Annotated in this window: 3 protein-coding genes; all 3 read left to right on the top strand. The window is 72.3% G+C overall.

All coding sequences use genetic code 11. From position 1 onward, the window contains the following. Window positions 1–452: 452 nt before the first annotated feature. The 3 genes from DQW06_RS24210 (at window position 453) to DQW06_RS24200 (ending at window position 2,470) form a co-directional block, all read left to right on the top strand. Complete coding sequence (locus DQW06_RS24210) at window positions 453–785, top strand: PadR family transcriptional regulator (RefSeq protein WP_013154724.1); 333 nt, start codon at window positions 453–455, stop codon at window positions 783–785. After that, complete coding sequence (locus DQW06_RS24205) at window positions 782–1,564, top strand: DUF2812 domain-containing protein (protein WP_071622661.1); 783 nt, start codon at window positions 782–784, stop codon at window positions 1,562–1,564. Before DQW06_RS24210 ends, DQW06_RS24205 begins: the two co-directional genes overlap by 4 nt. A 120-nt stretch (window positions 1,565–1,684) precedes the next feature. Further along, a complete protein-coding gene (locus DQW06_RS24200) occupies window positions 1,685–2,470 on the top strand; it encodes a class I SAM-dependent methyltransferase (RefSeq protein ID WP_117199372.1) in 786 nt (261 codons plus the stop codon). The last annotated feature ends 83 nt before the right edge of the window (window positions 2,471–2,553 follow it).

Below are 2,553 nucleotides of genomic sequence, written 5' to 3'. Positions count from 1 at the left end.
GCTGCTCGCCGGTCTTCGACCGGCTCGCCGCAGCCCGCGATGCTTTCCGGGGGAGACCCCCCGAACCCCCCGAGGCGCCCCCCTGTGGTTGGGGCCGCGCTGGTCGTCGGAGTGGGTGGGGCTGTTGCTGGCGACGTGAGGCTTCGCCCCGTGGGGCGGGGTTGTCCACGGCGCTTCTCGGGCCCCGGATTCTCTGAGGCACCCCTCTGCGGCTCTGGTCGGTGGGGTTGTTCCTGGTCCCGCGAGGCTTCGCCCCGCGGGACGGGGCCGTCCGCGACGCCTTCATCGAGCCCGCTTTCGTGTGTCTGGTTTCTTTCGGCCCCTGGCCTGCCTGTTCGTGGCGGCTCAGGGGCGTTTTTCGTGTCTGGGGTCGGTACGGCTAGATAGGTTGCGATACTACCTAGGTAGCTCTATGGTCTAGGTAGCGAACACGAATGAAGGGGGAGCCGCGCATGGACCGCCGCGCGAGCTGGCTCAAGGGAGTGCTGGACCTCCTGGTCCTGGCCAGCCTGACCGGGGGCGAGAGCTACGGGTACGCGATCGCCAGGCGGCTGGACGAGTCCGGTTTCGGCAGGATCCGGGGCGGCACGCTCTACCCCGTGCTCAACCGGCTGGAGGAGGCCGGGCTCGTGGACGCCGAGTACCGGACGGCCGAGAAGGGCCCGGGCCGCCGCTACTACGTACTGACCGACGAGGGCCGCGCCGTCCTGAGCGAACAGGGCGCGGCCTGGATGGAGTTCGACGCCTCGGTGCGCTCGGTACTCGAAGAGGGGGGGATCCGATGAGCGACTACTTCACCCGGCTCGCGGAGCTGCTGGGCGAACGCGGTGTGGATGCGGACAGGTCACGCGTCCTGCTGGAGGACCTGGCCGCGCACACGGCCGAGAGCGGAGCCGACCCGGAGGAGGAGTTCGGCCCGGCCGAGGAGTTCGCCGAGGCCCTGGCGCCCCCGACCGGCGCGCGGGACGAGGCCGCCGCGGAGCCGGACGTGCTGGTCTGGTCGGCCGACGCCTTCGAGGGCCCCGCCCGGCTGGCCGCGATGGGTGCCCAGGGCTGGGAGGTGGAGCGGGTGGACCGGCTCGGCCGCTTCGTCAGCCGCCGCGCCCCCGAGCGGCCGCAGACCTGGGAGTACCGCCAGGAGCTCAGCCCCGGCCCGGGCGACCGCGAGCGCCTCGTCCAGCGCCTGGCCCCCGAGGGCTGGGAGCCGTGCGGCCACTGGTCGGTCCTGGCCTACTTCAAACGCCCCGGGTCGGCCACCTCCGGGCCTGCGGCCGAACTGGCCTCTCCGCCCGCGCCCGGCCCCCGCCGCTACTTCCTGGGCTGGAGGGGCGCACTGACCATCGGCGCCTGCCTGCTGATCGCGGTGGTCGCGGGGACCTGGTCGGTCCTGCGGCTGGCGGACGGGGCGGAGGGCGCCGCCGGCTGGGCTGGGTTCGCGGTCGGCGCGGTTCTCGGCGCGCTCCTGGTCATCGGGCTCCTGCGGGGTGCCGTGCGGCTCGCGGCGGCCCGGCGCGACCCCGGCGGAAGGCGCTCCGGGAGGGCGGGGGTACCGCACTCCCGGTGACTTTCCGGGTACGGTCGGATCCGAGGCGGCGAACCGGGGCCGCGACGAAAGCGTTATCCTCTTTGACCCCCCGACCCCGTATCCGCGGGTGAGCGAGAGCCTTCGACCGAAAGCCTTCCGATGCCGAAGAAGACAGCCGCCTCCCTCAACGCCAACCGGTCCTCCCTGGTGCACAAGGTGCGCTACGCGCTGCGCAACCCCGGCAAGGTGGTGCCGTACGTGCGCCGCTCCGCCCGTGACCTGCGGCTGCGCCTGACCCACCGCGACCACGTGGACTACTACCGGGCGGTGATGGCCTCCGACGCCGCCCGCGACCCCAGGTCGGCCGTGGGCAGCCAGAGTCAGGAGCGCTGGCTGGCGCTGGGGCAGATGCAGTTCGACTACCTGGTCGAACACGGTCTCAGACCGGAGCACAGGATGCTCGACATCGGCTGCGGGAACCTGCGCGCCGGGTGGCGGCTGATCGACTACCTCGACCCGGGCGGCTACTACGGGATCGACATCTCCCCGGACATCCTCATCGCCGCCAAGGGCGTGCTGGCCGAGCGCGGGTTGCAGGAGAAGCTGCCGCACCTGACCATCACGCGGGACCTGACCTTCTCCTTCCTGCCGGAGGGCTACTTCGACGTCGTCCACGCGCACAGCGTGTTCTCGCACTCGCCCATCGAGGTGATCGACGAGTGCCTGGCCAACGTCGAGCGGGTCCTGGCGCCGGGCGGGTTCTTCGACTTCACCTACGACCGGACCGAGGGAGTCGAGCACCAGGTGCTGCGGGAGGACTTCTACTACCGGACCGAAACGCTGATCACCCTCGCGGAGAAGCACGGGCTGTCGGCCCGGTTCATGGAGGACTGGGAGAAGTGCCCGCACGGCCAGTCCAAGATCCGCGTCACCGCGCGCGGCTGACCGGGTGCCTCCGCGGGTCCCGGGACGGCTCGGGCGTCCTCGGCGCGTGCCGTGGGCGCGGGGCCGCCGGCGGCCCCCCGCCC

This window comes from Nocardiopsis sp. TNDT3, assembly GCF_003427465.1.
Lineage (GTDB): Bacteria > Actinomycetota > Actinomycetes > Streptosporangiales > Streptosporangiaceae > Nocardiopsis > Nocardiopsis dassonvillei.
This window is presented reverse-complemented; position numbering and strand designations above follow the sequence as displayed.